Source organism: Plantactinospora sp. KLBMP9567, assembly GCF_033446045.1.
Lineage (GTDB): Bacteria > Actinomycetota > Actinomycetes > Mycobacteriales > Micromonosporaceae > Plantactinospora.
Map to the genome: position 1 here is coordinate 396,446 of NZ_JAWQRR010000006.1, position 24,753 is coordinate 421,198.

At 73.8% G+C, this 24,753-nt stretch carries 21 protein-coding genes and 4 pseudogenes; 16 read left to right on the forward strand and 9 right to left on the reverse strand.

Translation table 11 applies throughout. The features are described 5' to 3' along the window. Positions 1 to 80: 80 nt before the first annotated feature. Positions 81 to 863, reverse strand: a complete 783-nt coding sequence (gene map / locus R6Y94_RS04595; protein ID WP_318394470.1) for a type I methionyl aminopeptidase — start codon at positions 861 to 863, stop codon at positions 81 to 83. 66 nt (positions 864 to 929) lie between these two features. On the opposite strand from map, the gene R6Y94_RS04600 reads away from it, so the two are divergent. Next, positions 930 to 1,217, forward strand: a complete 288-nt coding sequence (locus R6Y94_RS04600) for a helix-turn-helix transcriptional regulator (RefSeq protein ID WP_318394471.1) — start codon at positions 930 to 932, stop codon at positions 1,215 to 1,217. Positions 1,218 to 1,310: 93 nt separating this feature from the next. Here the strand turns inward: R6Y94_RS04600 and R6Y94_RS04605 are convergent, their stop codons facing one another. Next, on the reverse strand, positions 1,311 to 2,663 hold the full coding sequence (locus R6Y94_RS04605) for a HAMP domain-containing sensor histidine kinase (protein WP_318394472.1): 1,353 nt from the start codon (positions 2,661 to 2,663) through the stop codon (positions 1,311 to 1,313). After that, on the reverse strand, positions 2,660 to 3,352 hold the full coding sequence (locus tag R6Y94_RS04610) for a response regulator transcription factor (RefSeq protein ID WP_318394473.1): 693 nt from the start codon (positions 3,350 to 3,352) through the stop codon (positions 2,660 to 2,662). The genes R6Y94_RS04605 and R6Y94_RS04610 overlap by 4 nt, the downstream gene beginning before the upstream one ends. A 202-nt stretch (positions 3,353 to 3,554) precedes the next feature. On the opposite strand from R6Y94_RS04610, the gene R6Y94_RS04615 reads away from it, so the two are divergent. Further along, positions 3,555 to 4,070, forward strand: a complete 516-nt coding sequence (locus R6Y94_RS04615) for a septum formation initiator (RefSeq protein WP_318394474.1) — start codon at positions 3,555 to 3,557, stop codon at positions 4,068 to 4,070. A gap of 26 nt (positions 4,071 to 4,096) precedes the next feature. Here the strand turns inward: R6Y94_RS04615 and R6Y94_RS04620 are convergent, their stop codons facing one another. Continuing rightward, complete coding sequence (locus tag R6Y94_RS04620) at positions 4,097 to 5,050, reverse strand: terpene synthase family protein (protein WP_318394617.1); 954 nt, start codon at positions 5,048 to 5,050, stop codon at positions 4,097 to 4,099. 24 nt (positions 5,051 to 5,074) lie between these two features. Further along, on the reverse strand, positions 5,075 to 5,704 hold the full coding sequence (locus tag R6Y94_RS04625) for a TIGR03085 family metal-binding protein (protein ID WP_318394475.1): 630 nt from the start codon (positions 5,702 to 5,704) through the stop codon (positions 5,075 to 5,077). A gap of 206 nt (positions 5,705 to 5,910) precedes the next feature. On the opposite strand from R6Y94_RS04625, the pseudogene R6Y94_RS45005 reads away from it, so the two are divergent. The 4 genes and pseudogenes from R6Y94_RS45005 to R6Y94_RS04640 all read left to right on the forward strand — a co-directional run. Then, positions 5,911 to 6,990 (forward strand): annotated as a pseudogene (locus R6Y94_RS45005) (ABC transporter transmembrane domain-containing protein); the annotation flags it as partial. Positions 6,991 to 7,128: 138 nt separating this feature from the next. Continuing rightward, positions 7,129 to 7,941: pseudogene (locus tag R6Y94_RS45010) on the forward strand (ABC transporter ATP-binding protein); the annotation flags it as partial. Then, complete coding sequence (locus R6Y94_RS04635; protein WP_318394477.1) at positions 7,938 to 9,728, forward strand: ABC transporter ATP-binding protein; 1,791 nt, start codon at positions 7,938 to 7,940, stop codon at positions 9,726 to 9,728. The pseudogene R6Y94_RS45010 and the gene R6Y94_RS04635, both read left to right, overlap by 4 nt. A gap of 98 nt (positions 9,729 to 9,826) precedes the next feature. Next, positions 9,827 to 10,639 (forward strand): DUF2470 domain-containing protein, encoded by an 813-nt coding sequence (locus R6Y94_RS04640; protein ID WP_318394478.1) that lies wholly within the window; start codon positions 9,827 to 9,829, stop codon positions 10,637 to 10,639. Between the two features lie 22 nt (positions 10,640 to 10,661). On the opposite strand, the gene R6Y94_RS04645 is transcribed toward R6Y94_RS04640, so the two are convergent. The 3 genes from R6Y94_RS04645 to R6Y94_RS04655 are packed head-to-tail and all read right to left on the reverse strand — an operon-like array spanning position 10,662 to position 12,873. Continuing rightward, positions 10,662 to 11,300, reverse strand: a complete 639-nt coding sequence (locus R6Y94_RS04645) for a TetR family transcriptional regulator (protein WP_318394479.1) — start codon at positions 11,298 to 11,300, stop codon at positions 10,662 to 10,664. Between the two features lie 59 nt (positions 11,301 to 11,359). Further along, positions 11,360 to 12,115, reverse strand: a complete 756-nt coding sequence (locus R6Y94_RS04650; protein ID WP_318394480.1) for an ABC transporter permease — start codon at positions 12,113 to 12,115, stop codon at positions 11,360 to 11,362. Further along, the gene (locus R6Y94_RS04655; protein WP_318394481.1) at positions 12,112 to 12,873 is read right to left on the reverse strand and encodes an ABC transporter ATP-binding protein; all 762 of its coding nucleotides are present in this window, start codon (positions 12,871 to 12,873) and stop codon (positions 12,112 to 12,114) included. Before R6Y94_RS04655 ends, R6Y94_RS04650 begins: the two co-directional genes overlap by 4 nt. Positions 12,874 to 13,192: 319 nt before the next feature. On the opposite strand from R6Y94_RS04655, the gene R6Y94_RS04660 reads away from it, so the two are divergent. The 5 genes and pseudogenes from R6Y94_RS04660 to R6Y94_RS04680 all read left to right on the forward strand — a co-directional run bounded on the left by R6Y94_RS04660 (position 13,193) and on the right by R6Y94_RS04680 (position 17,908). Further along, on the forward strand, positions 13,193 to 14,194 hold the full coding sequence (locus tag R6Y94_RS04660; protein ID WP_318394482.1) for an aldo/keto reductase: 1,002 nt from the start codon (positions 13,193 to 13,195) through the stop codon (positions 14,192 to 14,194). Between the two features lie 132 nt (positions 14,195 to 14,326). After that, positions 14,327 to 14,950: pseudogene (locus R6Y94_RS04665) on the forward strand (nucleotidyltransferase domain-containing protein); the annotation flags it as partial. A gap of 219 nt (positions 14,951 to 15,169) precedes the next feature. Next, positions 15,170 to 15,601: a phosphoribosyl-AMP cyclohydrolase gene (gene hisI, locus R6Y94_RS04670; RefSeq protein ID WP_318394618.1), complete on the forward strand. Its 432-nt coding sequence runs from the start codon at positions 15,170 to 15,172 to the stop codon at positions 15,599 to 15,601. A gap of 22 nt (positions 15,602 to 15,623) precedes the next feature. Continuing rightward, positions 15,624 to 17,333, forward strand: coding sequence for an anthranilate synthase component I (locus R6Y94_RS04675; protein WP_318394483.1), 1,710 nt, complete (start codon positions 15,624 to 15,626; stop codon positions 17,331 to 17,333). Further along, positions 17,330 to 17,908, forward strand: coding sequence for a Trp biosynthesis-associated membrane protein (locus tag R6Y94_RS04680; protein ID WP_318394484.1), 579 nt, complete (start codon positions 17,330 to 17,332; stop codon positions 17,906 to 17,908). The genes R6Y94_RS04675 and R6Y94_RS04680 overlap by 4 nt, the downstream gene beginning before the upstream one ends. 121 nt (positions 17,909 to 18,029) lie before the next feature. On the opposite strand, the pseudogene R6Y94_RS04685 reads toward R6Y94_RS04680, so the two are convergent. After that, positions 18,030 to 18,272: pseudogene (locus tag R6Y94_RS04685) on the reverse strand (hypothetical protein); the annotation flags it as partial. A 439-nt stretch (positions 18,273 to 18,711) separates the two neighbouring features. Here R6Y94_RS04685 and trpC point away from each other — a divergent pair. The 5 genes from trpC to R6Y94_RS04710 all read left to right on the forward strand — a co-directional run bounded on the left by trpC (position 18,712) and on the right by R6Y94_RS04710 (position 24,436). Beyond that, positions 18,712 to 19,515, forward strand: a complete 804-nt coding sequence (trpC, locus tag R6Y94_RS04690) for an indole-3-glycerol phosphate synthase TrpC (protein ID WP_318394619.1) — start codon at positions 18,712 to 18,714, stop codon at positions 19,513 to 19,515. Between the two features lie 155 nt (positions 19,516 to 19,670). Continuing rightward, the gene (gene trpB, locus R6Y94_RS04695) at positions 19,671 to 20,912 is read left to right on the forward strand and encodes a tryptophan synthase subunit beta (protein ID WP_318394485.1); all 1,242 of its coding nucleotides are present in this window, start codon (positions 19,671 to 19,673) and stop codon (positions 20,910 to 20,912) included. A 5-nt stretch (positions 20,913 to 20,917) separates the two neighbouring features. Beyond that, positions 20,918 to 21,736 carry a tryptophan synthase subunit alpha gene (gene trpA / locus R6Y94_RS04700; RefSeq protein WP_318394486.1) on the forward strand — a complete coding sequence of 273 codons (819 nt, stop codon included), beginning with the start codon at positions 20,918 to 20,920 and terminating at the stop codon, positions 21,734 to 21,736. Positions 21,737 to 21,953: 217 nt separating this feature from the next. Next, positions 21,954 to 23,216 (forward strand): prolipoprotein diacylglyceryl transferase, encoded by a 1,263-nt coding sequence (gene lgt / locus R6Y94_RS04705; protein WP_318394487.1) that lies wholly within the window; start codon positions 21,954 to 21,956, stop codon positions 23,214 to 23,216. Between the two features lie 20 nt (positions 23,217 to 23,236). Next, on the forward strand, positions 23,237 to 24,436 hold the full coding sequence (locus R6Y94_RS04710) for an NAD(P)/FAD-dependent oxidoreductase (RefSeq protein ID WP_318394488.1): 1,200 nt from the start codon (positions 23,237 to 23,239) through the stop codon (positions 24,434 to 24,436). Positions 24,437 to 24,753 lie beyond the last annotated feature (317 nt).

Consider the following 24,753-nt stretch of genomic DNA (forward strand, 5'->3'; position numbering starts at 1 on the left):
GGCCGGGCCGGGGAGCCCTTTCACCTCAGCGACGATGCGGTGGTGACCTGCGGGGAGCGGGGAACCGGCTGGCTGTCACCTCACGGTTGTGCCCGCTTCGGCAAGGTGAGAACTTCGGCTCCGTCGTTGGTGATGGCGATGGTGTGCTCACTGTGCGCTGTCCGGCAGCCTGTTGCGCTTCGGAGTGTCCAGCCATCGGCATCGGTGACGAGCTCGGCGGTGTCCGCCATGACCCACGGCTCCAGTGCCAGCAGCAGTCCGGGGCGCAATCTGTATCCGCGACCGGGCCGCCCCGTGTTCGAGATGTGCGGGTCCTGGTGCATCGTCGAGCCAACGCCGTGACCGCCGAACTCGGTGTTGATCGAATACCCCGCCGCACTGAGGACCGAGCCGATGGCATGGGAGATGTCACCGATGCGAGCTCCGGGACCGGCCGCGGCTATCCCCGCGCTCAATGCGCGCTCGGTCGCGTCGATCATCGCAACGCTCTCCGAGGGCTTCGAGTCGCCCACGATGAAGCTGATGGCGGAGTCCGCGACGACTCCGCCCTTGGATACGGCGAGGTCGAGCGACAGCAGGTCGCCGTCGGCAAGCGGGTAGTCGTACGGCAGTCCGTGCAGTACGGCATCGTTGACCGACGTGCAGATGTAGTGCCCGAACGGCCCGCGTCCGAAGGACGGCTCGTAGTCGACATAGCAGGACAGCGCCCCGGCCTCGGCGGTCATGTCCTGGGCCCACCGGTTGAGGTCCAGGAGGTTCGTGCCGACGGTGCTGCGGCTCTTCAGGGTCTGCAAGATGTCGGCGACCAGGGCGCCTGTCTCCTTCGCTCGTGGCAGTTCCGTCGGGCTCAGGATCTCGATCATCTGGCGCCTTCCTCGCGCAACCAATAACTATCCCGGCCATACTATCCCGGTACTAGAATCGGAGCCATGGTCCGGTTGCCGCTCACTCCCGCAGAGGTCGAGCGCGGGCAGCGCCTCGGTGCAGTGCTGCGTCGCGCCAGGGGAGCACGCTCGATGCTCGACACCGCGCTGGACGCGGGTGTCTCGCCGGAGACCCTTCGGAAGATCGAGTCTGGTCGGGTAGCCACCCCTGCCTTCCCGACCATCGCGGCGATCGCCGATGTCCTCAGCCTTTCCCTCGATGTGGTTTGGGCTGAGATCAACCAGCCCGACGGTGGTGCCGAGCCGTCGAGCTCCAGCCCTCGCGCCGCGTGACCGCTTGGCCTCGTGGAGGCCACACTCTCAGCTGCCGGAGAGAGAGCCTGCCGGCGCAGATCTCCACCAATGTCCCCGGTCAGGACATCCAGGTCAGCTCGATGCCGTCCCGGACGGCGAGCGGCGGGGAGCGAGCGGCGGGCCGAGGACGACCGCTACCCGGGCGCCGCCTCCGTCCACGTCAAACAGCTCGAACCGGCCGCCGCTGGCCCGGGCCGCCCGGCGGGCGATGTCCAGGCCCAGCCCGGTGGAGCCGGCGGCACTCGCCCCACGTCGTACCAGCCCGGCTTGGTCGAGCGGGGCCGAGGCGGGGCCCACCAGGGCCGGTGGCAGTCCGGGGCCGCTGTCGGTGACCGTCAGCAGCGCACCGCCGCCGGGGCGCGGCGCCAGCGCGACGGTGCAGCCGGTCCCGTCCGGGGTGTGCGCGAAGACGTTGCCGAGCAGCGCGTCCAGCACCGCCGCCAGCTCGTCGGCGGGCAGCCGTACCGGAAGCGGGTGGTCGGCCAGGTCGAGACCGAGCGACCGTCCGGTGTCCTCGGCCAGCACGGTCCAGAACGCGACCCGCTCCCGGACCACCGCCGTGGCGTCGCAGACCGGCTCGGTACCGGTGTCGGTGCCCCGTCGCCGGGCCTGCCGGATCAGTCCGGTCACCGCCCGCTCCACCGCGTCGACCCGTTCGGTGATCCGGGCCGCCTCCCCGGGGTCGGCCAGCGACTCGGACTCCAGCCGCAGCGAGGTCAACGGGGTACGCAGCCGGTGCGACAGGTCGGCGAGCTGTTCGCGTTCGTCCCGCAGCAACTCCTGGATCCGGGTGGCGAGGTGGTTGAGCGCGCCCGCCACCGCGCGCAGCTCCGCCGGCCCGGACGGGGTGGCCCGGGCGGTCAGCTCCGCGCCGGCCAGCCGGTGCGAGACAGCCGACAGCTCGGTGATCGGGGCGGTCAGCGACCGGGCCAGCCGGTCGGCGACGGCGAGGCCGAGCAGCAGCAGCGCCACCCCGAGCGCGGCCAGCACCAGCCAGGAGCGGTAGACGCCGTGGGTCAACTCGTCGGCGGAGACGAAGGTGCGGATCACCGCCGTACCGTCCGGACGGCCCTGCACGGCGACCAGGATCTCCCGGCCGTCCTCCCGGGCGACGGTGAGGCTCTCGCCCCGGGCGGCCAGCTCCACCCCGTCCGTCAGCGGCGCGTCGTCGCCGAGCACCGCGCCGTCCGGCAGGAAGACCGTGACCGGCCGGTCGGCCGCGGCTCCGACCTGCTCGGCGGCGAGCCGCAGCCCGTCCTGGCCGGCCGTGCCGACGAGCGGGACCAGCGCCTGTACGTCAGCGGTGGCGGCCACCACCGCCCGGTCGGCGGCGACCCCGCGCAGCAGCACCGCGAGCGGGACCAGGAAGGCCAGCAGCACCAGGCCGGTGGTGGCCGCGACGAGCAGGGTCAGCCGGCGCCTCACGACGGGGTCCCGGGTACGTCGAGCCGGACCCCCACCCCGCGTACGGTGTGCAGGTATCGGGGCTGTTGCGCGGTCTCGCCGAGCTTGCGGCGCAGCCACGACAGGTGTACGTCCACCGTCTTGTCCGCGCCGCCGTAGGGGAGCTGCCACACCTCGGTCAGCAGTTCCCGCTTGCTCACCACCCGACCGGCCCGAGCGGCCAGGTGGTGCAACAGGTCGAACTCCCGGGGCGTCAGCTCCAGCGGTGCGCCGGCCAGGGTCGCCTGCCGGGCCGCCGGATCGACCCGCAGCTCCCCGACGGTCAACACCGCCGGGCCGTTCGCCGGGCCGGCGCCGCGGCGCAGCACCGCTCGGATCCGCGCGTCGAGTTGGGCGGCGGTGAACGGCTTCACCACGTAGTCGTCGGCGCCGGCGTCCAGCCCCCGGATGATCTCGACCTCCTCGTCCCGTGCGGTGGCGATGATCACCGGGGTGCTGTTCACCGCGCGGAGCATCCGGAGCAGCTCCAGCCCGTCCAGGTCGGGCAGCCCGAGGTCGAGTACGACGAGGTCGGGCCGGTCGTCGAGGACCCGTTGCAGCCCGGTCATCGCGGACTGCACGGCGGCCACCGCGTGCCCCCGGTCGCGCAGCGCGTGCAGCAGCGGGGTGCGGATGGCCGGGTCGTCCTCGATCAGCAGTAGGCGCGCCACACCCGGCACGGTAACCCGGAAACGCCCACCGGCACCCGGTCGGCGGTGCCGTGGCGGCGGGACCCGACTGGTCGTATGCCACGTCGCCGACCATCCCGCCGACACCCAGCGGCAGCGCGCGGTGCCGGCGGAACGGGTCCGTTAACGGTCCCTTAGGGTCCGCCGGCGCCGGCCTTAACGCGGCGCCGGGCATCATCGGAGCATGCGTCGACGTACCCTGCTCGCCGTGGCCGGCTGGCTGCTCGCCGCGCTGGTCGCGACCGGCACCGGGCTGGCGGCCGTACAGGTGATCGGTGCCGGGCTGACCGGGCCGGCGGGTGAGGTGCGCAGCCCGGACGAGGTGGCCCGGGCACTGGCCGCCACCCCGCCGCCGTCCGGCCCGGGCGCTGTTCCGCCGGGCGGTCCGACGCCGTCCGGCGGCACCGCCAGCGTGGCCCCGACTCCCTCCGCCGCACCGGGCTCGCCGGCCGGCGCGGACGACGCGCGCCGGCTGGTCTCCACCCCCGGGGGTACGGTGGTGGCCGAGTGCGACGGCCGGCGGGTGTGGCTGACCGCCTGGACCCCGGCCCAGGGCTACCGGGTCGGCGAGGTCGAGCGTGGCCCGGACGACGACGCCGAGGTCACCTTCCAGGGCTCGGGTGGGCGGATCGAGGTCGAGGTCGAGTGCGTGGCCGGCAGGCCGGTGCCGACCTGGAAGTCGCACGGCGACGACGATTGAGCACACCGGCCGCACGGCGGGCCGGCTCAGCGGTAGCGGCCCGCCCCGAGTGACCAGTCGTAGCTGCCCCGGATCCAGGCTCGGCGGGCGGTGACGAACCGTAGGGTGTCCGGGTCTCCGCCGGCCAGCAGTTCGGACTCCAGCCTCAGGTACGCCCGCAGCCCGGCGTTGAACCGGTGGGCCGCGTCGAGGAGTGCGGCGTGTTCCTCCCGCCCCGCCTCCCGGGCCAGTACGACGATCAGGTTGTGCCCGTCCCGGCCCTGCCGGCGTTCCTTGGCGTACGAGAAGACGTCGTTGCACCAGCAGACCAGGTCGGCGGCGAGGTCGTCGAGTTGGGACGCGTCCAGGTCGGCCTGGCAGATGGCTTCGGCCAGCCCGCCGTACGCCAGGTCGGTGAGGGTGAAGCTGGGACGTACCCCGGCGGTGTGCCGGCGCATCTGGAGATACTCGGCCACCGCCGGCACCCGGTCCCGTTCCCGGTTCGCCGCCTCCCAGAGCAGTGCCAGCAGGTAGTCCCGCATCTGGGCGGCGAACCGGAGCAGCAGCCGGGGCGGGCCGTGTGCACGTACCCGTCGGCAGAGGTCGTGCAGGCCGGCGGCGGTCGGGCCGGCGACGGTGGCCGAGTCGGGCGGTGCCGGCCCGCCGCGCAGGTCGAGTACGTCGAGCAGTTGCCCGACGACCGGGGCGAGCCGGCCCGGGTCGTCGCCCAGCCCGTCGTCGTCGCAGCGGTCGTCGAAGGTGAACAGCCAGCTGAACAGGTCGGCCAGCAGCCGGAGCTGCTCGGGTCGGGCGTCCGGGCAGGCCCGGCCGGCCAGGTCGGCCGCGTTCGCCCGGTCCAGCCGGCGGGCCGCGGCGGAGCTGCCGACCAGGCCGAGTTCGGTGGCCCACCGGGTCGACTGCGGCCGAATCTGCCCGACGTGCGCGCTGACCCGTTCCGGGAAGGGCGGCCGGGTCAGCCACGCCAGGGCGAAGGCGCGCATCGGCACGTCCGGCCGCCTCGTGGGTCAGAGTCCGAGTTTCGCGGTCCGCAACCGCTCGGTGAGCGCGGGGGGACCGACCAGTTGCACCCGGGCGACGCGCTGCCGGCCGAACAGGAAGATCAGCAACTCGCCGGGCGCCCCGACCATCCGGAGCTGCTCGCCGCCGGCTCCGGTGGTCGTCTCGCCGTGCTCCGGCGCCTGGACCAGCAACGTGGCCGGAAACCGGCGCAGCGACATCCGGGCCATCGTCGGGATGCGCTTCCAGAGCGCGGCCTGCTGCCCGGCCGGAAGCTGCCGGGGCTGCCAGTCGGGCCGGGCCCGCCGGACGTCCTCGTGGTGCACGAAGAACTCGATCAGGTTCGCCAGCTCGTCGACCGGCGGCAGCGTCATCGGGCTCCACCGGGGCGGATGGCGGACCAGCTCGACCAGGTCCGGGTACGGCTTGCCGGCCACCGCCGCCTGGACCCGTGCCCCGTGCCGCCGCAACGGCGGGAGCAGCAGGCCGGCCGCCGCGTCCGGGCGGCGCTCCCGGACCACCAGGTGTGCGGCGAGGTCCCGGGCGGCCCACTCCGGGATGATCGTGGGCGCGTCCGGCCCGATCGCCAGGAGGAGATCGGCCAACGACTGTCGCTCCGTGTCCGCGTAGCGGGGCATGCCTTGATCGTAAATGCTGATCCGGTCGACCGGCGCGCCATGGCCCGGCCGTCTCCGCCCCGCGCACGGTCCGGCACCGGGGACCAGGTTGTGACAGCAGACACAATCAGGGCCGAGTCGGTATCACCCACGCCAATCGGTTCGTCATCCCCGCGCCTGATCAGTAAGGATGAGTTGGACGCAGGAGGCTTACGGCGGGGGACAGCGTGGCGGGCAAGACAAGCCGGGACATACTCATCCGGGGGCTCAGGGTCCTCGGCTACGCGGTCCGGGACGAGCCAAGGATCTTCGCGGTCGCGGTCGGCGGCAGCGTCCTCTACAGCCTGTTGATCATCGCCAGTGCGTACGTGGTCGGCGCCGTCGTCGGCGACGTGGTGGTGCCGTCGCTGGAGACCGGCCGGGCCGACCGGGCCGCGGTGCTGCTCGGCGCCGCCGCGCTGCTCGCGGTCAGCCTCGGCCGGGTACTCGGCATGTTCGGCCGCCGGCTCGGCGCCGGATTCATGCAGTACCGGTTGCAGGCCAGCTACCGGCGCCGGATCACCCGCCGCTACCTGGAACTGCCGCTGTCCTGGCACCACCGGCATGCCACCGGCACGCTGCTGTCCAACGCCAACTCCGACGTCGAGGCGGCCTGGTTCCCGATCGCGCCGCTGCCGTTCGCGGTCGGCACCCTGGTGATGCTGGTCGCGGCGATGGGTTCGCTCTTCGTCACCGACTGGGTGCTCGCGCTGGTCGGCGTGGCGATCTTCCCCGCGCTGTTCGCCCTGAACGTCGTCTACTCCCGACGGATGGCACCCCGGCAGGCCCGGGCTCAGCAGATGCGCGCCCAGGTCAGCGCGATCGCGCACGAGAGCTTCGACGGGGCGCTGGTGGTCAAGACCATGGGCCAGGAGGCCCGGGAGACGGCCCGGTTCGCGGCCCAGGCCGGCGAGTTGCGGGACGCGCTGATCTCGGTCGGCCGGCTGCGGGGCGTCTTCGACCCGATGCTGGAGACCCTGCCCAGCCTCGGCACCCTGGCCGTATTGCTGGTCGGCGCGGTCCGGTTGCAGCAGGGCGCGGTCACCATCACCGAACTGATCAGCGTGGCGTTCCTCTTCACCGTGCTGGCGTTTCCGGTCCGGGCGATCGGCTGGGTCCTCGCCGAACTGCCGCGCAGCGTCGCCGGCTGGGACCGGTTGCAGTCCGTGCTCACCGCGACCGGTGAGATGCCGTACGGCGACACCACCCTGGACCGCCGGGACGGCCGCCCGGCCACCCTCGTCTTCGACCGGGTCACCTTCGGGTACGCCCCGGCCGAACCGCCGTCGGCGGCCGCCCCCGCCGAGCCGGGCCTGGCCACCGAGCAGCCGGAGGCGGCGGCGCGGCCGACCGGGGTGGCACCGCCGACCGATCCGGCCTCCGCTGATCCGGTTCCCGTCGAACCGGCTCCGGCCGAGCCGCCGGCACCCGGGCCGGTGCCGGTGTTGCACGACGTCTCGTTCACCGTGCCGGCCGGCCGCACGGTGGCGCTGGTCGGGCCGACCGGCTCCGGCAAGTCGACGATCGTCTCCCTCGCGGTACGGCTGGTCGACCCGGACGCCGGCACGGTGACCCTGGACGGGGTCGACGTGCGCTCCCTCACCGCCGCCTCGCTCGCCGGCAACACCGCGCTGGTCGCCCAGGTGCCGTTCGTCTTCGACGACACCATCCGGGAGAACATCACCCTCGGCCGGGACGGCATCACCGACGACGACGTCTGGGCGGCGCTGCGGCTGGCCGAGGCGGACGGCTTCGTGGCGGCCCTGCCGGAGGCGCTGGACACCCTGGTCGGGGAGCGCGGAGCGGCGCTCTCCGGCGGCCAGCGGCAGCGGCTCACCCTGGCCCGGGCGCTGGCCGGCCGGCCCCGGCTGCTGGTGTTGGACGACGCCACCAGCGCGGTCGACCCGAGGGTGGAGGCGGCGATCCTGGCCTCGCTGCGGGGCGGGCGGTCGGAGCCGACCGACTCCGACGGCGCGCCGGGACCGGGGGCCTCGATCCTGGTGGTGGCGTACCGGCGGGCGACGATCGCGCTGGCCGACGAGGTGGTCTACGTCGAGCACGGCCGGGTGGTGGGTCGGGGCACCCACGCCACGCTGCTGCGTACCACACCCGGGTACGCGGCGCTGGTCACCGCGTACGAGCGGGCCGAGGCGGAGCGGGAACGGGAGCGGTCGTACGAGGATCCGGCGACCCCGCGAGGCGAAGAGGTGGACGCGTGAGTACGACCACGGCCGGGGCGGTGCCGGAGCGGGCGGAGAGCGCCTGGGGGACGTTCCGGCGAGGGGTGGCGCTCTCCCCGGAGCTGCGTACCGGCCTGGCCGGCACCCTCGGGCTGGCCCTGGTCTCGATGGTCGGCCGGGCCGCCGTACCGGTGGCGATCCAGCAGGGCATCGACCGTGGGCTGCGTGCTCCCGGCGGGCCGGACATCGGGGTGGTCGGCATCGTGGTCGCGGCCACTGCGGCGGTGCTGGTGGTGACCACGATCTGCGGTTACCTGATGATGCGCCGGCTCTTCACGGTCAGCGAGACGGCGCTGGCCGGGGTACGGGTGCGGGCCTTCCGGCACGTGCACGACCTGTCGACCCTGCACCAGCAGGCGGAGCGGCGCGGCTCGCTGGTCTCCCGGGTCACCAGCGACGTGGACCAGATCACCCAGTTCCTCCAGTGGGGCGGGGTGATCCTCTTGGTCAACCTCGGTCAGGTGATGGTGACCACCGTGGTGATGGCGGTCTACTCCTGGCAGTTGACCCTGGTGGTGTTCGGCGCGTTCATCCCGGCCCTGGTGGTGATCCGGGTGTTCCAGAAGCGGCTCGCCGCCGCGTACGGGGTGGTCCGGCAGCGGCTCGGCGCGATGCTGGCCGCGGTCTCGGAGAGCGTGGTGGGCGCGCCGGTGATCCGGGCGTACGGGGTCTCCGGCCGGACCGCCGAGCGGCTGGACCGGACCATCGACGCGCAGCGCCGGGCCCAGCAGCGGGCCATCCGGACCAGCGTGGTCAGTTTCTCGACCGGCGAGATCGCCGCCGGGCTGGCCCTGGCCGGGGTGGTGGTGCTCGGCGTCAAGCTGGGTGTCGACGGCTCGCTGGGGATCGGCGAACTCACCGCCTTCCTCTTCCTGGTCACTCTCTTCATCCAGCCGGTGCAGATCGCCACCGAGGTACTCAACGAGGCGCAGAATGCGGTGGCGGGCTGGCGGCGGGTGCTGGACGTACTCGACGTGGCGCCGGACGTGGCGGACCCGGGCGAGCAGGGCGTCGACCTGCCGGCCGGGCCGATCGACATCCGCTTCGCCGGCGTCGACTACCGCTATCCGGGCGGCCCGCCCGTGCTGGTCGACGTCACCGTGGACATCCCGGCCAAGACCCGGGTCGCGGTGGTGGGCGAGACCGGCAGCGGCAAGACCACCTTCGCGAAGCTGCTGACCCGGCTGATGGACCCGTCCGGCGGGGCGGTGCTGCTCTCCGGGGTGCGGCTGGACCGGGTGCGGTTCGGTTCGCTGCGCTCCAGGGTGGTGATGGTGCCGCAGGACGGCTTCCTCTTCGACTCCACGGTGGCGGAGAACGTCCGGTTCGGCCGGCCGGAGCTGACCGACGACGAACTGGCGCTGGCCTTCACCGAGCTGGGCCTCGGCGACTGGGTGGAGGGGCTGCCGCTCGGGCTGGCGACGCCGGTGGGGGAGCGCGGCGAGGCGCTCAGCGTGGGCGAGCGGCAGTTGGTCGCGCTGGCCCGGGCGTACGTGGCCGACCCGGACCTGCTGGTGCTGGACGAGGCGACCAGTGCGGTCGACCCGGCCACCGAGGTACGCCTGCAACGCACTCTGGACGCGGTGACCCGGGGCCGGACCACGGTGGCGATCGCGCACCGGCTCTCCACCGCACAGGCCGCCGACGAGGTGATCGTGGTGGACCGGGGCCGGATCGTGCAGCGGGGGCCGCACGAGGAACTGGTCAGCGACCCGGGCTCGGTCTACGGCCTGCTCTACGCGTCCTGGTTGGAGCAGACCCGGTGAGGAGCGGCGAGGAGCGCCGGCGACGAGATGGACGCCGACTGTGCGATAGGTTAGCCTCCCCTTACTAAGGTCAGGCTAACTCGTCGGAGGTCGACGTCATGCAGCCCAGCTCCGCGGAGGTGGCCCGTACCCTGGCCGCCGGTCGGCTCCCCGGCACCGCCCAGGCCGCGTACCGGCCCGGGCCGCACCAGGTCCGGCACGCCACCGATTCGTCCGGCCGGGTACTGCTGCTCGTCTCGATCGTCAGTGACCTGGCCGCGGCACTCCGGCCGACCAGGGGCAGCCGGGGCACCGCGCTGGTGCTCGACGTCCGCGACCTGCCACCGGCCGCCGGAGCGCCGCCGCTCGGCCGGGTCTGGATCTCCGGCTGGCCGGAGCCGCTCGCCGGTGTCGAGGCGCGGCAGGCGGCCGTCGACTTCGCCGAGGTGATCCCGACCGGAGACCTGCTGGACGTCGGCCGGGGGTTCACGCTGTACCGGTTCGAGCCGGCGGAGATCCGGCTGGAACGTGCCGGCACGGTGCGGCACGTCGAACCGGCCGAGTACGCCGCCGCCGAACCGGATCCGCTGCACGCGATGGAACGGGACCTGCTGGCCGACCTCGCGGACCACCACGGGCCGGAGATCGCGGCCTTCCTCCGGCGCCAGCTCGGCGACCTCGTACCGCCGGGCGGTGCGGACGAGGCACCGCCCCGGGTGGTCCGGCTGGACCGGTACGGCATGGTCGTGGCCCTCGGCGGACGCGGTACCCGCTGCCGGGCCCGGCTCGCCTTCCCCCGCCCGCTCGCCGGCCAGGCGGAGCTGGTCGAGCTGCTGCATCCGGTGCTCTGCCGGCGGCGGCACCAGTCGCAGCGCCCGGACCAGGAGTGCGCGGTAACCGGCTCCGCCGACCAGGCGTGGTCCGACCGCTGAGCTCCGGGAGCCGGCCGCGCCGCTACGGGCCGCCCGGTGTGCCGGGACCGGCCGGCCGGCCGGTGAGCCGGGCGAGGTCCCCGGTCAGGTAGCGCTGCACCGTCGGTCCGACCGCCGCGACCACGACGTCCGGCGGTGCCGAGGCGAGCGGCTCCAGCCGCAGGATGTAGCGCACGATGACCATGCCGGCCATCTGGGTGGCGACCAGCGACGAGCGCAGCGGCGCCTCGGCCGGGTCGATCTCGAGCAGCCCGGTCGCCCGGCGGAGCACCTGGGTCTCCAGGAACTCCCGGAGCAGCCGGGCGGTCCACTCGTTGTTCACCGCCGACCGGAACAGCGCCACCCCGGCCGTACCGGCGGGGGAGTCCCAGACCCGCAGGAACGTCCGGACCAGCCGCTCGCCGATCCCGTCGAGCCCACCGGCGGCGATCTGCGGCAGCAGCTCCTGCGGGTCGAACGGGATGTCGATGGTGGCCAGAAAGAGCTGGTCCTTGGTGCCGAAGTAGTGGTGCACCAGCGCCGGGTCGACCCCGGCGGCGGTCGCGATGGCCCGGATCGAGGTGTGGTCGAAGCCGCGTTCGGCGAACGCTTCCCGGGCGGCTCTCAGGATCCCCTCCCGGGTGTCGGGGTTGCCCGGTCGCCGTCCGCTCCGTCGTGCCATCGCCGTCCTCGTACTCGATTCCTCCGGTGCCGGTCGGCGCCGCCCGGCGAGCCGGACCGTCAGCCGGTGCGCCGCCGCAGCGTGCCCGCGGCGAGTACCAGCGCGACGACCACCGCCGCGGCCACCACCGCCACGTCGCGCCACATGGTGCCGGTCGGCTCGGCGTGCGCGCCGACCTCCTGCAGTGCCCGGACGGCGTACGACAGGGGCAGCGCGTCGCTGATCGCCTGTAGCCAGCCGGCCATCTGGTCGCGGGCGACGAACAGACCGCAGAGCAGGATCTGCGGGATCACCACGACCGGCATGAACTGTACGGCCTGGAACTCGGTCTGGGCGAAGGCACTGCAGAAGAGCCCCAGTGCCACCCCGAGTACGGCGTTGACCACCGCGATCAGCACCACCAGCCCGGCGTTGCCGGCGGTGGAGAGGTCGAACAGCCAGTACGCCGCGGCGGCCGCGACACCGGCCTGGACCGCGGCGGCGAGCCCGAACGCGAGGCCGTAGCCGAAGAGCAGGTCCAGTTTGCCCAGTGGGGTGGTGAGCAGCCGTTCCAGCGTGCCGGAGGTGCGCTCGCGGAGCATCGCGATGCTGGTCACCAAGAACATGATCACGAACGGGAAGACGCCGAGCATGACCAGGGCGATCCGGTCGAAGACGGCCGGCTGTCCCGGTGGCGCGGGCTGGTCGCCGAACATGTGGTAGAGGAGCGTGAGCAGCACCACCGGCACCACCAGCAGCATCGCCACCGTACGCCGGTCGTGCCGCAGTTGGCGCAGGATGCGGCCGGTGGTGGCGGCGAGGATCCGCGGGTTCATCGGGTCGACCTCCCGTCGCCGGTGCGGGCCAACCGGTCCTGGCCGGCCAGCTCGTTCGCCCGGATCAGCCGCAGGAACGCCTCCTCCAGGTCGTCGGTGCCGGCCGCCGTGCGTACCGCCGGCACGGTGTCGTCGGCGATCAGCCGGCCCTCCCGGATCAGCATCAGCCGGTCGCACCGGGCCGCCTCGTCCATCACGTGGCTGGAGACCAGCAGCGTGGTGCCCTCGGCGGCCATCGCGTGGAACCTCTGCCACAGTTCGGCCCGGAGCACCGGGTCCTGGCCGACCGTCGGCTCGTCCAGGATCACCACCTCCGGGCGGCCGACCAGGGCGCAGGCCAGCGAGGCCCGGCTGCGCTGACCGCCGGAGAGGGTCCCGACGAGCTGGTCGGCTGCGTCGGCCAGGCCGACGTCGGAGATCGCCCGGTCGGAGTCGGCCCGGCCGAGGCCGTAGAGCCGGCCGAAGTAGCGGGTGTTCTCCCGGACGGTCAGGTCCGGATAGACGCTCGGCGCCTGGGTCAGGTAGCCGAGGCGCCGCCGCAGGCCGCGGGTGCCGGCCGGCTCGCCGAGCACGGTGACGGTGCCGCCGGACACGATCTGGACGCCGACGATGGCCCGCAGCAGCGTGGTCTTGCCGCTGCCGCTCGGGCCGAGCAGGCCGGTGACGCTGCCGCGCGGGACGGTGCAGTTGATCCCGTGCAGGACCTGCCGCTTCCCGCGGGTCACGACGAGGTCGCGGACCTCGATCGCGGTCTCCATGGAGCCTCCCTCAGAAACTCATCAAGTGTTGAAATCAACGCTAGTTGAAATCTTGGTCGTGGACAATCGCCGGTCGGTGGCAGGATCGCTCCGTCCGTCCTGATCGGTCTGTCCGTCCTGATCGCTCCGTCCGTCCTGACCGGTCCTGCCGCATCGGCCACGCCGGACGACCGGCCCGCCGCGACCGGGTGCCCGGAGTCAGCCGGTTTCCCGGCGGCCGGCGGCCGGCGGCCGGGTATCGGTCCCGGATGGCCAGGTCGGTGCTGAGCTGGAAGCCTGGACCGGGCGGACGGAACGTACGGCGGATGGAGCGGAAACGATGCGGAAGCGCAGGATCGGTGCCATCGGGCCGGAGGTCTCGGCGATGGGGCTCGGCTGTATGGGGATGAGCATGGCGTACGGGGCCGCGGACGACGAGGAGTCGACCCGGACCCTGCACCGAGCCCTCGACCTGGGCGTCAACCACCTGGACACCGCCGACATGTACGGGCGGGGGCACAACGAGGAACTGCTCGGGCCGGTGGTGCGCAAGCGCCGCGACGAGGTGTTCCTGGCCACCAAGTTCGGCAACCGGCTCACCGGGGAGGCCACCACCACCGCTGCGCCGGGGGCGTACGTCGACAGCTCCGGAGAGTGGGCCCGCGAGGCGTGCGACGCCTCACTGACCCGGCTCGGGGTCGAGACCATCGACCTCTACTACCTGCACCGGCGCAATCCGGCCACGCCGATCGAGGAGACCGTCGGGGCGATGGCGGACCTGGTGGTGGACGGGAAGGTCCGGTTCATCGGGCTCTCCGAGGTGAGCCCGGCGACGCTGCGGGCCGCGCACGCCGTGCATCCGGTCGCGGCGGTGCAGATGGAGTACTCGCTGTTCAGCCGGGACGTCGAGCGGGAGATGCTGGCGACCTGCCGGGACCTGGGCGTGGCGCTGGTGGCGTACTCGCCGATGGGTCGGGGACTGCTCGCCGGGACGATCAGCAGTCGGGAACAGCTCGACGCCGAGGACTTCCGCAACCGGGTGCCCCGGTTCGCCGAGGAGAACCTCGGTGCCAACCTGGAGTTGGTCGACCGGGTCCGGGCGGTGGCCGCCGAGATCGACGCCACCCCGGCCCAGGCGGCGCTGGCCTGGTTGCTCGCCCAGGGCGACGACATCCTGCCGATCCCGGGCACCAAGCGGGTGCGTTACCTGGAGGAGAACGCCGCCGCCGTGGGCCTGCGGCTCACCGGCGACCAGGTGGCTCGGCTCTCCGCCGCGGTACCGGTCGGCGCGCCGGCCGGCGAGCGCTACCCGGAACAGTCAATGCGATTTATCGGTATGTAACGGACGAAACGCCCAGGCGACGCGTGATCGGGCGTTGCGTCATGATCGGACCTGCGGCACGATGGCGCCGTGGATCACGGTCCGTTACGGCAACTCGGGTTCCTCGACGACTGGACGGACCGGTTGCGCCGGATGCCCGGCCCGCCCGTCGTCGGGGTGCTGCTGCGCGGCAGCTATGCCCGGGGTGCCGCCACCCCGTACAGCGATGTGGACATCGATGTCCTGGTCAGCGGGGGACCGTACGCCGCGTACCCGGCCTTTCTGGTGGAGGCGGGTGACCGGTTGACCCACCTCTCGGTCGCCGTCCGGGACGTCGAATCCTGGCTCGAACGGCTCGACCGGCCCGCCGAATGGTCCTTCGGACTGCCGGTCGTCGCGCCCGTACGGTTACTCTGGGCACACGGCGACTGGCGCTCGTCCGTCGACGTGACCGAGATCCGCCAGCGTCCCGCCGACCCCGATCTGGAGGAACTGGTCGCCGCGCTGGGCAAGGTCGGCGGGGCCCGCGCAAGCGGTGCCGAGTACGACGCCCGGCTCGCCGCCGCCGAACTGGCCCGGCGCTGCCCGTCGGTGCTCCGGCTCGCCAACCCGGCGGTCACGGTGGCCAGCCGACGGGACGCGCTGACCGCCGCGCTGAACCTGCCGGTCGCGCCGGACGGCTACCGCGACGACATGCTCAGCTGCCTCGGGCTGCGCCCCGACACCCTGCCCCGGCTGCACGCCGCCGCGTACCGCCTGGTCGCCGGCACGGTGGCGCTGGCCCGCCCGTACGCCGAGCAGTTGGTCGAGGTGGTCGGCGCGGATCTCGCCGCCGCCCTGCGCGACGGCCGGCTCGACCGCTACGTCGCCCAACTCGCCGGCCCGGACCCGACCGGGGCGGGCAGCCCGCCGGGGGGCGTGGCGCGGGCCACTTCGGGGGGCGGGAGCGGGGACGGGTGGACGGCTCCGGTGCCGCGTGCGAAACAATCGGGAACTATGCCCGTACCCGATCTCTCCCCGGTGACCGCGCCCGGGCCGGCGCCGAGCGGCCCCGCGCGGCCCTCCGCCCTCGATCCGGCGATCGCCGCGCGCCTGCGCCGCACCCCCGACGGACTCGTCACCGCCGTGGTCCGGGCGCACGACACCGGCGACGTGCTGATGGTCGCCTGGATGGACGACGAGGCGCTGCACCGCACCCTCACCACCGGCCGGGCCACCTACTGGTCGCGCAGCCGGCGGGAATACTGGGTCAAGGGCGAGACCTCCGGCCACCACCAGTACGTCCGCTCGGTCGCGCTGGACTGCGACGGCGACGCCCTGCTGGTCAGCGTCGACCAGATCGGCGCGGCCTGCCACACCGGAGACTGGACCTGCTTCTCCGACGAACTGCCGGTCAGCGGCGCGACCTCCGCCGGGCCGACGACATGACCGACGCTGGGGCGGTGACCCGATGACCACCGGAGCGGTGAGCCCGGACGAGGCGACCTTCCGGGAGCTGGCCCGGACCCGGCGGGTGGTGCCGGTGGTCCGGCGGCTGCTCGCCGACGGGGAGACTCCGGTGGGGGTCTACCGCAAGCTGGCCGGCGGGCCGGGGACGTTCCTGCTGGAGTCGGCGGAGCAGGGGGCCGGCGCGGCCGGGATCGCCTGGTCGCGCTACTCCTTCGTCGGGGTACGCAGCGCCGCCACCCTGGTCGAGCGGGACGGCCGGGCGCACTGGCTAGGTACGCCCCCTGCCGGCCTGCCGACCGGCGGCGACCCGATGGCGGCGCTGCGGGCCACCGTGGCGGCGCTGACCGGCCCGGCCGTCCTCGGTCCGGTCGGATCCGAGCGGGACTCCCGGCCACCGCTGCTCGGCGGCATGGTCGGCTACCTCGGCTACGACGTCGTACGCCGGTTCGAGCGGCTGCCGTCGCTGACCGAGGACGACCTGCGCCTGCCCGAACTGGGCATGATGCTCGCCACCGACCTGGTCGTGCTGGACCACTTCGACGGCTCCGCGATCCTGGTGGCGAACGCTCTGCTGCCCGCACCGCCGAACGGCACCGCCGACGGTTCGGCGAACCGTGCCGCCGACGGTTCGACGAAGCGTGCCGCCGACGGTTCGACGGGCCGTGCCGCCGACGGTTCGGCGGGCCGTGCCGTCGCCGACGGTGGCCGAGCGGAGGCCGTCGCCGACGACCCGGAGCGGGCGGCCCAGGTGACGGCGGCATACCACCAGGCGGTCGGCCGGCTGGACGCGATGACCACCGCGCTGTCCCGGCCGATCCCGCCGATGATCGCCACGGTCGACCGGCCCTCCCCGGGCGAGGTGTTCAGCCGGACCCCCCGGGGGGAGTACCCGAAGGCGGTCGAGGTGGCCAAGGAGGCGATCCGGGCCGGCGAGTGCTTCCAGATCGTGCTGGCCCAGCGCTTCGAGCGGGAGACCGCGGCCGACCCGCTGGACGTCTACCGGGTGCTGCGGACCACCAACCCGAGCCCGTACATGTATCTGCTCCGGTTCGACGACTTCGACATCGTCGGGTCGTCCCCGGAGGCGCACCTGAAGGTCAGCACCAGCGCCGACGGCCAGCGCCGGGCGATGTTGCACCCGATCGCCGGCACCCGTCCCCGGGGAAGCAGCCCGGCCGACGACGGCCGGCTGGCCGCCGAGCTGATCGCCGACCCGAAGGAGCGGGCCGAGCACGTGATGCTGGTCGACCTGGGCCGCAACGACCTCGGCCGGGTCTGCCGGCCGGGCACGGTCGAGGTGCCGGAGTTCGCCACCATCGAGCGGTACAGCCACGTGATGCACATCGTCTCCACCGTGGTGGGGACGCTGCGGGAGGATCAGACCGCGTTCGACGCACTGGCCGCCACCTTCCCGGCCGGTACCCTCTCCGGCGCACCCAAGGTGCGGGCGATGGAGATCATCGAGGAGTTGGAGCCGACCCGTCGCGGCCTGTACGGCGGCACGGTCGGCTACTTCGGCTTCGGTGGCGACCTGGACATGGCGATCGCGATCCGGACCGCGCTGATCCGGCACGGTCGGGCGTACGTGCAGGCCGGTGCCGGGATCGTCGCCGACTCCGACCCCGCCGCCGAGGACCGGGAGACCCGGAGCAAGGCGGCGGCGGTACTGGCCGCGATCGCGGCGGCCGAGACACTGCGGCCGGCCCGGTGAAGACCGACCGGGCCCGGGCGGCAGGGCGGCGAGAGTTGACGTACACCGTGCTGCTCTGCCTGCTCGGTGCCGGCCTGGCGGTCTTCGCGGCGACCCGGACCTGGTCCGTCGAGCTGACCGCCCGCCCGGCGCCGCTGCCGCCCGGCCGGGTGACCCGGACCGGCGGCGACCTGCTGCCCTGGCTGCCGGCGCTGGCCCTGGTCGGGCTGGCCGCCGCCGGAGCCGTGCTCGGCACCCGGGGAATCGGGCGCCGGCTGGTCGGCGGGCTGCTGGCGCTGCTCGGTGTCGGCGTGGCGGCCGGTGCCGGCTACGCCGGGTTCGGCACCGGCGGCGAGGTGAGTGCCGGTTGGCCACTGCTCTGCGTACTGGGCGGCCTGCTGGCCGGCGCGGCCGGCGGCTTCACGGCGGTGCGCAGCGGTGGATGGCCGGTGATGGGTGCCCGCTACGAGCGGACCCGGCCGGCCGGGGCGGGCCGGGAGAGTCCGGTACTCGCCTCCGACGGCCGGGTGCACGGCCGACGGACGACGGCCGCCTGGGACGCGCTGGACCGGGGCGAGGACCCGACGGTCAGCTGACCGGCTGCCGGGCGGCCGTCGCACCGCGTCGCGCGGCGCCGCGGCGGGTGGTCGGGCCGGGTACCGCCGCGGTGCGGGTGACCCGGCCGCCGGCCGGGCGTGCGGAGTTGCCGCGTGCGGTGTTCGCGGGTCCGGTCGGTGGTGCGGCGGCGAGCGCCGCCACCAGGGCCCGGATCTCGTCGCGGCGCAGCGCCCGGTCCCGGTCCGCGCAGATCGCCTCCCAGGCGTTGCCCCGGGCGGTCCGCATCCGCGCGTCGCCGATCACCGCCCGCTCCACGCTGTGCACCATGCCGACGGCGACGGAGAGTACGGCCCGGGGAATGCTGGTCAGGTCGATGGTCGAGTCAGGCTTCGCAGCGCTCATGGTCTTCCCCGCACGGAAATCGATCCGACTGGTCGGCGGCGGCCCCGCGACCAGTGTGCCCGACGTTGATGGTGCCCATCCGGTGTTTCCGGCCGGTCACCCCCGGATCAACGGTTCGTCCCGGGCCCGGTCCACCATCCGGGACAACCCCCGCCGCCGCGTCCGGCTTCCTTGACGTCCGTCACAGCCGTCGTCCCCGGCCACCGCCGGGCGCGGGCGAACTGCGTCGGCGCGCTTGATGGCGCAGCGTGATACTCCGCTCACAGGGTCGGCCATTATGCCCCAGCCCATCTCGTGAAGCACGCCATACCCCCGAGGGCGTCCGCCCGGTGGCGGCGCCTAGCATCGGCCCATGACACCCGGAGAGGGGAGTCCGTTGGTGACTGCTGAGCATCCGCACACGGCGGGAGACGAAGCCGGATCGGCCACGTCCGCCAACGTGCTCGACGAGATCCTCGCCGGAGTCCGTGAGGACGTCGCACGGCGGCAGGAGGAGGTGCCGCTGGAGCAGATCAAGCAACTGGCGGGGGCGGCCACGCCACCCCGGGACGCGTACGCGGCACTGCGCCGTCCGGGCGTCGGGGTGATCGCCGAGGTGAAGCGCTCCTCGCCGTCCAAGGGGCAGCTCGCCGAGATCGCCGACCCGGCCGACCTGGCCGGTGACTACGCCGCCGGTGGGGCGCGCTGCATCAGCGTACTCACCGAGGGGCGGTGGTTCGGCGGGTCGCTGGAGGACCTGGCGGCGGTCCGGAGCGCGGTGGACATTCCCGTGCTCCGCAAGGACTTCGTCGTCTCCAGCTACCAGGTGCACGAGGCCCGGGCGCACGGCGCCGACCTGGTGCTGCTGATCGTCGCCGCGCTGGAGCAGAACGTCCTGGTCGGCCTCCTGGAGCGGATCGAGTCGCTGGGCATGACCGCGCTGGTCGAGGTGCACGACGAGGAGGAGGCGGACCGCGCCATGGAGGCCGGTGCCCGGGTGATCGGGGTGAACGCCCGCAACCTGCGCACCCTGGAGGTCGACCGGTCGGTCTTCGAACGGATCGCCCCCGGCCTGCCGAACAAGGTCGTCAAGATCGCCGAGTCCGGGGTACGCGGCCCGCACGACCTGATCCGGTACGCCTCGGCCGGCGCCGACGCCGTACTGGTCGGCGAGGGGCTGGTCACCCAGAAGAGTCCCCGCGAGGCGGTGGCCGAGCTGGTCAACGCCGGCAACCACCCCGCGACGCCCCGGCCGGTCCGATGAGTGAGCGGAGCGAGCGAATGGGTGGTGCGGTGTGGGTGTGCCTCATGGCGGCACGGAGCGTAGCGGAGTGCCGGCATGAGTGAGCGGAGCGAGCGAATGGGGCGGTGCGGTGTGGGTGTGCCTCATGGCGGCACGGAGCGTAGCGGAGTGCCGACATGAGCGCCCCGACCTTGCCGACCGGCGGGGCGGCCCTGCCCGACCTCGGCGGGCACTTCGGCCCGTACGGCGGCCGGTTCGTCCCCGAGGCGCTGGTCGCCGCGCTCGACGAACTCGACACGGCCTACCGGGAGGCGCTGGCCGACGAGTCGTTCACCGCCGAGTTCACCCGGCTGCTGCGTGAGTACGCCAACATCCCGTCCCTGCTCTACCGGGCCGAGCGGCTCTCCGCCCGGGTCGGGGCGCGGGTGCTGCTCAAGCGGGAGGACCTCAACCACACCGGCGCGCACAAGGTGCGCAACGTGCTCGGCCAGGCGCTGCTGACCAAGCGGATGGGCAAGCCCCGGGTGATCGCCGAGACGGGTGCCGGCCAGCACGGGGTGGCCAGCGCGACCGCGGCCGCGTACCTCGATCTGGAGTGCGTGGTCTACATGGGTGAGGTGGACACCCGGCGGCAGGCACTCAACGTCGCCCGGATGCGGATGCTCGGCGCCACCGTCGTCCCGGTGACCACCGGTTCGCGCACCCTCAAGGACGCGATGAACGAGGCCATGCGGGACTGGGTGGCAAATGTCGACCGGACGCACTACCTGATCGGCACCGCCGCCGGCCCGCACCCGTTCCCGGCGATGGTCCGGGAGTTCGTCCGGGGCATCGGGGTGGAGGCCCGGCAGCAGTGCCTGGAGCTGACCGGCACGCTGCCGGACGCGGTGACCGCCTGCGTCGGCGGCGGTTCCAACGCGCTCGGCATCTTCCATGCCTTCGTGCCGGACGCCGACGTCCGGCTGTACGGCTTCGAGGCCGGTGGCGACGGCGTGGAGACCGGGCGGCACGCGGCGAGCATCACCGGCGGCTCCTCCGGAGTGCTGCACGGCACCCGCACCTATGTGCTCCAGGACGACGACGGGCAGACGGTCGAGTCGCACTCGATCTCGGCCGGGCTGGACTATCCCGGGGTCGGGCCCGAGCACGCCTGGCTCAACGACGCCGGGCGGGCCCGGTACGCGCCGGTCACCGACGCGGAGGCGATGGACGCGTTCCAGTTGCTCTGCCGGACCGAGGGGATCATCCCGGCGATCGAGAGCGCGCACGCGCTCGCCGGCACGCTGAAGATCATCCCTGAACTCACCGCCGAACTCGGTCGCGAGCCCACCATCGTGGTCAACCTCTCCGGCCGGGGGGACAAGGACGTGCACACCGCCGGGGAGTACTTCGGCATCCTCGACGGGGACCGGAGGTGAGCGGAATGGCCACCACGTCCGAGCGGAGCATCGGGGTCGCGTTCGAGAAGGCCCGGGCCGAGGGGCGGGCGCTGCTGGTCGGCTGCATGCCGGCCGGCTTTCCGACCGTGGACGGCAGCATCGCGGCGATGCGCGCCATGGTCGACGCCGGGGTCGACGTGATCGAGGTGGAGATCCCGTACTCCGACCCGGTGATGGACGGGCCGGTCATCCAGCGAGCCAGCGACATCGCCCTGGCCGGCGGCGTACGCACCCGGGACGCGCTGCGGATCATCGAGGCGGTGGCCGCGACCGGAGCTCCGGTGGTCACGATGACCTACTGGAACCCGATCGAGCGCTACGGCGTCGACGCCTTCGCCCGGGACCTCGCCGCCGCCGGCGGCACCGGCCTGATCACTCCGGATTTGATCCCGGAGGAGGCCGGCGAGTGGCTGGCCGCCTCCGACGCGTACGGGCTGGACCGGACGTTCCTGGTCGCGCCCTCCTCCACCGACCGGCGGCTGGGGATGACCGTCGAGCACTGCCGGGGCTTCGTCTACGCCACCGCCCTGATGGGGGTGACCGGCGCCCGGGAGAAGACCTCGGAGGCCGCACCGACCCTGGTCGGCCGGGTCCGGGCGATCAGCGGGCTGCCGGTCGGGGTGGGCCTCGGCGTCGGCACCGGCGCACAGGCGGCCGAGGTCGGCCGGTACGCCGACGGCGTCATCGTGGGCAGCGCCCTGGTCCGTTGCGTGCTGGACGCCTCCGACGAGGCGGCCGGGCTGGCCGCGCTCGGCACGCTCAGCGCCGAACTCGCCGAGGGCGTCCGCACCGTTCGACGGTGACCGGGGCCCGGCGCTCCGGGCCGGTCGCGCGCAGGCAGGCTCTTCGCGGTCCACGCCACGGCGTCGGCGAGCGCGTTACGCTGCTCGTGCCGCTGGCGAAAAGGGACGACTGGCCAGCTCAACGCAGGTAACGGGACGAAACAGGCGGGAATCGCCCGCAGTCGAGAACCGGACCGGGGTGCCGCTGGCAGGGGTCGCGACGGTAGCCTGTGCACCCGTGACCCTCGCCTCGCTCTCTCCTCAGGCGGCCCTGCCGAGTCCCGCCACCGCCGTGTGGCAGCTCGGGCCGGTGCCGATCCGGGCGTACGCACTCTGCATCGTGCTCGGAATCGTGGTCGCCTGCGTGGTGACCGAGCTGCGACTGCGCCGCCGTGGCGTCGCCCCCTGGGCGGTGCTGGACATCGCCGTCTGGGCGGTGCCGTTCGGCATCGTCGGCGCCCGGATCTACCACGTGATCACCTCACCCGGGTCCTACTTCGGCGAGGGCGGTGACCCGGTCAGGGCCCTCTACATCTGGGAGGGCGGGCTCGGCGTCTGGGGCGCCGTCGCGGGCGGCGCCGTCGGTGCCTGGCTCGCCGTGCGGCAGCTCGGCCTGCCGCTGACCGTGGTGGCCGACGCGCTCGCCCCGGGCCTGCCGCTGGCCCAGGCCATCGGCCGGATCGGCAACTGGTTCAACAACGAGCTGTACGGCGGGCCGACCACCCGGCCGTGGGGCCTGGAGATCCACCGGATGGACCCGACCAACCCCGGGCACGCGCTCCGCGACGACAGCGGCAACCCGGTCCTCGAACCCGGGCTCTTCCACCCGACCTTCCTCTACGAGGCGCTCTGGAACGTCGGCGTCGCCGGCCTGGTCTTCTTCCTCGACCGGCGATTCAAGCTCGGCCGGGGGCGGGCGTTCGCGCTCTACGTGATGGGCTACACCGCCGGACGGTTCTGGATCGAGATGATGCGCACCGATCCGGCGACCGAGATCCTCGGGGCGCGGCTGAACGTCTGGACCGCGGTCCTGGTCTTCCTCGGCGCGCTGGTCTACTTCGTCCGGGTCCGGGGTCCGCAGGAGTTCCTGGTGCCGGTCGGTGGCACGCCCGCCCCGCTGGCCGCGGGCGATGCCGCCACCAGCGACGTGTCCCAGGTCGACGTCTCCCGGGAGCCGGCCGCGGTCGGTGCGCCCACCGCGTACCGGGTGGTGACCGAGGAGGAATACCAGCGCTTCCAGGAGACCGGCGAAGCCCCGCCGGCCGAACCGGCCTCGGCCGAGCACGGCGACTCCGACGGCGAGCACGCCGATGACGCCGATGACGCCGATGACGCCGATGACGCCGATGACGCCGATGACGACGAGACCCGGCCGGAGGCTCCGGCCGGGTCGTCCGAAGCTGCCGGGGAGCCGGCCGCCGCCGCAGAGTCGGCCGACGCCCGGGACGGCGAGCCCGCCGACGCCGGGGCCGCGCCGGGGACCGCCGACCGGGACCGTTGAGCGGCGAGGGAGCCGGCCCGATGCGTACGGCCGTGGTGGTGGGCGCCGGGATCGGCGGGCTGGCGACCGCTGGCGCGCTGGCCCGCTCCGGGTGGCAGGTGACCCTGCTGGAGCAGGGCGACCGGGTACGCGCCGAGCGCACTGCGCTGGTGCTCTGGCCCAACGGGGTACGCGCGCTGCGCGCACTCGGCCTCGGCGAGGGGCTGGCCGCCATCGCGACCCCGCTGCCCGACGTCGGCGTCCGGCGCCCCGACGGGCACTGGCTGGTGCAGCCCCGCCCCGGGCTCGGCGAACGCGCGCCGGTCGTCGTACACCGGGAGGACCTGCACGACGCGCTGGTCGCCGGCCTCGGCGACCGGGTGGAGATCCGGACCGGCGTCGAGGTCCGGACCGTCCGGATCGGCGACGGCGACCGGCCGGCGGTCGGTGACGGGCGTGGCAGCTACGAGGCCGACCTCGTCGTCGCCGCCGACGGCATCGACAGCACGGTACGCCGACGGCTCGCGCCGGAGGCCACCGTGGTCAGCTCCGGCTGCGCGGCGTGGCGGGCGGTCATCCCGTGGTACCGGGCGCCGCAGCTTCCGGCCGACCGGCCGGTGGACGGCGAGACGCTCGGCGCAGGTTACCGGTTCGTCGCGGCCTCGCTGGGCGATCGCGGCGACTCCGGCGGCTCCACCCGGGGCGGGATCTACTGGGTGGCGACGGCGGCCGGTGCGTCCCGCCCCGAGTCACCGGCCACCCAGCTCGCCCTGCTCCGGCGCTGGTTCGCGAACTGGCCGGCGCCGATCGGCGACCTGCTCGCCGCCACCGAGCCGGAGGACCTGGTCCAGCAGGAGGTACGCGAGCTGCGCCCGCTGCCCCGCGCGTACGGCTTCCCGGCCGGCACCGGTGGGGTGGTGCTGATCGGCGATTCCGCGCACGCCATGCCGCACCACCTGGGTCAGGGCGCCTGCCTGGCCCTGGAGGACGCCGCGACGCTGCGCTCGCTGGTCCGGGAGGCGATTCCCGGTGCGCCGCTGCGCGAGGCAATCGAGTCGTACAACCGGCTGCGCCGTCCCCGGACCGTGACGGTGGTCCGGCAGACCCGGCGGATGTCGGCGGTGTTGCAGGCCCGGGGGCGGCTGGCGCTGCGCGCCCGGGACGCTGCCCTCGGCACCATCTCGCCCCGGCTGCTCGGCAGCGCGGCGAGCGTGGCAGCCCAGTGGCGGCCGCCGGAGTGAACCTCGTCAGCCCCGCCTGCGGTCCGTGCTGACCGCAGGCGGGGGTCGGGGCGCACCCGCCGCGCTGTCCGGGTTGAAACTGGTTCGGTGATCGTCCGGGGATCGGCCACCGGCTGACCATGGACAGATCTTCGGTCGTCGGGTCCGGGCCCGGTCGATCGGCCGGTATCCGAATCGAACCGGGCCGCTGCCCGAGCGGGTCGCGCCGGACCCTCCGGTTCGTCGGCCAACCGACCGATCGGGAGGATGCCCCGCACGCCGTCGCGTCGCGCACACTACCCGGGAGCGAAGGTGAGGGCTCCCAGTTGCGGCACAGC

Excerpts from the sequence above, each read along its gene's own strand:
- map (WP_318394470.1), bottom strand. The coding sequence starts at position 863 with ATGATCGAGATCCTGAGCCCGACGGAACTGCCACGAGCGAAGGAGACA.
- R6Y94_RS04600 (WP_318394471.1), top strand. The coding sequence starts at position 930 with ATGGTCCGGTTGCCGCTCACTCCCGCAGAGGTCGAGCGCGGGCAGCGC.
- R6Y94_RS04615 (WP_318394474.1), top strand. The coding sequence starts at position 3,555 with ATGCGTCGACGTACCCTGCTCGCCGTGGCCGGCTGGCTGCTCGCCGCG.
- R6Y94_RS04620 (WP_318394617.1), bottom strand. The coding sequence starts at position 5,050 with ATGCGCGCCTTCGCCCTGGCGTGGCTGACCCGGCCGCCCTTCCCGGAA.
- R6Y94_RS04625 (WP_318394475.1), bottom strand. The coding sequence starts at position 5,704 with ATGCCCCGCTACGCGGACACGGAGCGACAGTCGTTGGCCGATCTCCTC.
- R6Y94_RS04640 (WP_318394478.1), top strand. The coding sequence starts at position 9,827 with ATGCAGCCCAGCTCCGCGGAGGTGGCCCGTACCCTGGCCGCCGGTCGG.
- R6Y94_RS04645 (WP_318394479.1), bottom strand. The coding sequence starts at position 11,300 with ATGGCACGACGGAGCGGACGGCGACCGGGCAACCCCGACACCCGGGAG.
- R6Y94_RS04650 (WP_318394480.1), bottom strand. The coding sequence starts at position 12,115 with ATGAACCCGCGGATCCTCGCCGCCACCACCGGCCGCATCCTGCGCCAA.
- R6Y94_RS04655 (WP_318394481.1), bottom strand. The coding sequence starts at position 12,873 with ATGGAGACCGCGATCGAGGTCCGCGACCTCGTCGTGACCCGCGGGAAG.
- R6Y94_RS04660 (WP_318394482.1), top strand. The coding sequence starts at position 13,193 with ATGCGGAAGCGCAGGATCGGTGCCATCGGGCCGGAGGTCTCGGCGATG.
- hisI (WP_318394618.1), top strand. The coding sequence starts at position 15,170 with ATGCCCGTACCCGATCTCTCCCCGGTGACCGCGCCCGGGCCGGCGCCG.
- R6Y94_RS04675 (WP_318394483.1), top strand. The coding sequence starts at position 15,624 with ATGACCACCGGAGCGGTGAGCCCGGACGAGGCGACCTTCCGGGAGCTG.
- trpB (WP_318394485.1), top strand. The coding sequence starts at position 19,671 with ATGAGCGCCCCGACCTTGCCGACCGGCGGGGCGGCCCTGCCCGACCTC.
- trpA (WP_318394486.1), top strand. The coding sequence starts at position 20,918 with ATGGCCACCACGTCCGAGCGGAGCATCGGGGTCGCGTTCGAGAAGGCC.
- R6Y94_RS04710 (WP_318394488.1), top strand. The coding sequence starts at position 23,237 with ATGCGTACGGCCGTGGTGGTGGGCGCCGGGATCGGCGGGCTGGCGACC.